Origin of the sequence: Nocardia sp. NPDC101769 (assembly GCF_044766925.1) — a bacterium.
GTDB lineage: Bacteria > Actinomycetota > Actinomycetes > Mycobacteriales > Mycobacteriaceae > Nocardia.
In genome coordinates this window covers 1-4211 of sequence record NZ_JBIWMX010000100.1, presented here as the reverse complement: position 1 = coordinate 4211, position 4211 = coordinate 1, and the positions used below count along the sequence as shown (strand labels likewise).

The 4211-nt window shown below is 66.4% G+C and carries 5 protein-coding genes; 3 read left to right on the top strand and 2 right to left on the bottom strand.

From position 1 onward, the window contains the following. Nucleotides 1–389: 389 nt before the first annotated feature. Together ACIRRA_RS45475 and ACIRRA_RS45470 are read left to right on the top strand one after the other, a co-directional pair. A complete protein-coding gene (locus tag ACIRRA_RS45475) occupies nt 390–1130 on the top strand; it encodes a hypothetical protein (protein WP_402782211.1) in 741 nt (246 codons plus the stop codon). 751 nt (nt 1131–1881) lie between these two features. Beyond that, nucleotides 1882–2298, top strand: a complete 417-nt coding sequence (locus ACIRRA_RS45470; protein ID WP_402782208.1) for a DUF6907 domain-containing protein — start codon at nt 1882–1884, stop codon at nt 2296–2298. Nucleotides 2299–2689: 391 nt separating this feature from the next. Here ACIRRA_RS45470 and ACIRRA_RS45465 read toward each other — a convergent pair whose 3' ends face one another. Together ACIRRA_RS45465 and ACIRRA_RS45460 are read right to left on the bottom strand one after the other, a co-directional pair. Then, nucleotides 2690–2974: a hypothetical protein gene (locus ACIRRA_RS45465; protein ID WP_402782205.1), complete on the bottom strand. Its 285-nt coding sequence runs from the start codon at nt 2972–2974 to the stop codon at nt 2690–2692. Nucleotides 2975–3038: 64 nt separating this feature from the next. After that, complete coding sequence (locus ACIRRA_RS45460; RefSeq protein WP_402782202.1) at nt 3039–3443, bottom strand: hypothetical protein; 405 nt, start codon at nt 3441–3443, stop codon at nt 3039–3041. Nucleotides 3444–3783: 340 nt separating this feature from the next. Here ACIRRA_RS45460 and ACIRRA_RS45455 point away from each other — a divergent pair, with 340 nt between their 5' ends. After that, complete coding sequence (locus tag ACIRRA_RS45455; RefSeq protein ID WP_402782198.1) at nt 3784–4005, top strand: hypothetical protein; 222 nt, start codon at nt 3784–3786, stop codon at nt 4003–4005. The last annotated feature ends 206 nt before the right edge of the window (nt 4006–4211 follow it).

The window sequence follows — 4211 nt, the reverse complement described above, 5'->3', positions numbered from 1 at the left end:
GGCGTGTCCTGGCTCAGCGATCGGGCCACCGCGCGGACGCGCAGACCGTCAGCAGCGTGATCGGTCGCGTGTGGCCGGCGGACCGGGCATCGCTCCCGCCGTCGGTCGCAGGCCGGCGAGTGTGTGATCCCTGAAAGTGCTCGCACTATTTGCAAACAACATTCATTATCAGTAATTTCGGTCGGGCGCGGGCACGCGACAAGGGGCGCGCACGACCTGCATGGAGACGAAACCGACACGCCCCGGCGGCGGTGTACCTCCGAAGCCCCGTGTCGCAATCGCCCGGATCCGGGTGGATGCAAAACCCCGTATGAATCCCACGGCACGTTTCTCGGTCGCGCCCCGCGACCGGTATTTGCGTGCCAATCAATCGAAGCAAGGTGTTATCGATGAGGAAGATCACCACCTACACCGTCGCCGCATTGGTGGCCGGTGCGGCGGGCCTGGCCATGCCTACCGTCAATGCTGCTCCGGCACAGCCGGATCCAGCGACGGCGACGCACGCCGACAACCAGCAGCCCGGAATCCACTGGACCGCCGACCGAGTCGGCGACTCGGTGATCGTCAAGACCGATCTGGGCTCACTGGCCACCAACAATGGCCAGTTCCAGATCCTCGACGCCGGCGGCACGGTCGTCGCCAACCTTCCGTTGGCCTACCAGTTCCAGGGCAAGCAGTTCCCGATAGCGGCCCAGGTTGCCGGGAACACCGCGACCCTGACCCCGAGCGCCGACCCCGCTGTCGCCACTGCGGTCGACATGCCTGCCACGCTGCCGCCCGAGCTGGCCAAACCCGTTGACGCGCAATCGGACCTGGACGCCAACATGTCCCGCCTGGGCACCCAGTTCGGATTGGCCACCGGCATTGGCACGCTCATCGGCACCATCGTCGGAGGCATCGGCGGTTGCGTCGCGGGCGCACTCGTGGGTGCGGCACTGATGACCCCGATCTTCGTGCCCGGCTGGGTCGGCGGCTGCATCGCCGGTGCGGCAGCCGGGACCGCGCTGGGCGCCGCCGCCGGAACCGTACTACTGGGAGTACCGGTCGGCATCGCCTCGGCCATCCAATTCTTCCAACTCCAGAACACCCCCAAACCGGCCGCCGACCAGGCACCCGCACCGGCCAACTGAAGCCGGCCATCCGGTGCACCGCCCAGCGGTGCACCGGATCACCGCGGCGCAGCGGTGACGCCGACAGATCGTCCGGCGTAGCCGGCCCTGAAATGTGGGGTGCCCGCTGCGCCTGACGCGGTGTTCGATGGCGGCGAGATCGTCGAGGCGACAACCGGAGTGCTCAGCACCGCTATCAGAGTCGGCAGCGGAGACGGTCGCGCCGCCGTTTCCCCCACACGAGCCGCGCCATATCACGTGAGGACGATTGGCAACCCCGCCGCTGAGGCTGCTGAGACCTGGCATGCCACAGCAGTCCAAACCGCACGCTCACCGGCATGAGCGTACGTCCACAAGGGTCTGGCCCTGACCGATGCCGACAGCACGGCTCTGAAGGCCAAGATGCTTGCTTGACAAGGCGTTCCGCCCGTCTACGCGCGGGTGAGCGCAGGTGTTACCGCCATCGCCGGCTGGCGGTGACACCGATTCTCATCACCATCGATCGGCGGTCTCGCGCCGGAGAGCTCCGGTGTCGAACCGCCCTGAAATCCCTTGGGGTGTTCACGTGTCTTGGATCGTGCCATCGTGTCCGTCCTGGTGCCTCGGGTACAACGGCACCGTCGGACGGCCGGGCTGCGGCGGCGCCATCCACATGGGACCAGAGATACCGGTCGGAATATCGTGGCGGCACGATATCTTTGGGCCACTTCATATCCTGGTCCAGCTGTGCGCCAGCCATCGAGATTGGGAGCGGTACGCCAGAGTCGAGTTGGTGGTTCCGGATCGCGTGTACGCCGAGATGACCATGCCGCAGGCGTTCATGGTCGCCGAAATCCTGTTCGGGGCAGCGGATCTGCACGATCTGACGTCACCAGTTCACGGAAATTGCCCCTTGTGGTGTGCGACGCATCAGGATTCGAGGCTCGATGCGGTCGGTCGCGGTGCATTCCATTGCAGCAGACAATTCTCCGTTGAGGCACATGGCCCCGAACTCCGCAAAGTAGACGTGAGTATCTCTGTCCTCGCGATCGACGCGGGCGGCCAACGGACCCTCACCATGGAACTCGTGGTAGCCGGGCGGGAGCCGATCCGGCTCACTGCCGCCGAAGCGCGTCAACTCGCGGTACAACTGCTCAATGCCGTCGACGCGCACACCACAGCCCTGGCTGACGCTAGCGCGACCCGCTGACGTCCGCCCGGCGGCCAGTTCCAGGGGCCGCCCGTAGTAGGGGTTCTGGTAGTAATCGCGTGAAAAACAACGGCAATGGCTTGACCAGCAACGATGTGCCGTAGAGGCTCGGGCTGCGGACCGGCACGGTTGCTGCTTGGCTTGGCTGCCTACACCACCAACTACGACGACGGAACGCTGTCGGTGATTGCGAGGGCGTGACGGTGCGGTACGACGCTTCCTGCTCTCCGACACCGCCGGCGGGCCCTTGTGCGCCCATAGCTACATCGGTGTTCGGAAAACATGGTCGTCCTGCACGCCACCCCCTGCCACGCCGAACACGACCTCTCCGTTCCCCTGCTTCGTCCCCGGCTGACTTCCACCGGATGCCGGCGGGGTGCGGAGTCCGTGGTCAGCGGGCGTCGGCTGCCAGCCCGAGGCCGAGGCCGAGGCCGACGAGGATGGCGGAGAGGGTGCGCTCGATGCGGCGGCGGATTCCGGTGCGGCGCAGCCAGGCTCCGGCGCGGTCGGCGGCGAGGACGACGCCGATGCACCAGGTGGTGTCGACGATCTGCCCAGCGACGGCTAGGACGGCGAAGAACATCGCGCCCATGCCGTTGGGGTCGTAGATACCAGTGAGGGAGGCCGGTGAGCAGTTCGAGCTGGATACCGCCCGTCTGGACAGCCATTTCGCCACCGAGACCGTTCCCGCGGTCGCCTCCGCCCACGCCGGCCACCCGGTGATCTAGCCCCCAAGACAGTTATCTGGCATCGAAGAATCTGTTGTGCATGATCCGGCGGATGGGGGAGAGCAGTCCGTCGAAGGTCACCCGGTCCGAGCGGACGGTGTGCAGGCTGGCGTCGCCGCGCTTGGGGTCCTCGCAGATGACGCGCAGCTTCTTGGCGTTGCCGTGCACCGCGCCCAGCGTGAGGGTGGCGGTGCCTTCGGCGCCGACGATGCCCCACGGACCACCGATATCGGACGCCGCGATCTGGCACTTGTTGTCCGGTTTCTCGCCGGTGACCCGGGCGGTCACCTCGGTCCGACCATGGATCACGGCCTTGGGTTCGCCATGGGCATTGGTGGCGGCGCCCACGGCGAGCAGGGTGCCGAGGCTGCCGACCACGGCGACGGTGAGAACGCGGGTGCGCAGTGATCGAGACATAGCACCGATATTGGACCTCGCCTCGTGAGTATTTCGTGATGGCGCGAGATGAAGGCCGAGGGTCGCTGTAGATGCACGCGTTCGTGGACGAGACCAAGCAGAACGGACTGTTGATCGTCTCGACACTCGCCGACATCGGCCGTCTACAGCAGGCCCGCAAGGTGTTGCAGGCCCAACGGGCCAAGGGGCAGAACCGGATCCACTTCAAGAAAGAAGACGATTCGCGCCGGCGCGCGATCTGCTCGGCGCTGTGCGGCCTCGAGGTCCAGGTGAGTGTGTTCGAGGCGACCAGCACCGCTCCCGCCGGCGGCCACCCCAGATACTGCGCCACCAGGAGCACATGCTCACTGCGAGTCTGCACCCCGCGGCTTGTACGAAGAAGCTGCGCCGCATCAACATTCAACTGCTCCGCCAACCAGCCCACCGCCACCGCCAGTGCGGAGGAAACCCTTCCGATAGCGGGGCCGCGCTGCGGGCGCCGATCAGCGCGCCGACGCACGGCGCGGCGAAGGCCAGGCTGAACGGCGACCAGGCGATGCTCGGCCGCGACGATCTGGGGTGAGGTGTACAGCGTGGATCCGGCCGTGGTGTAGACGCTGGTGCCGTCGCGGCGCGCCAAAACCGGTGTCGGCGCAACGATGTCGTGGTCGCCGCGCGATTCAGTCTTTCAGACGGACCTCACGAAAACCTCAAGGTTCTCTGTTGATCATGTACAGCGCTCCCGGATTCGACCTGCCCAACCGGCTTTCGCGTATCCGCGACGTGAGC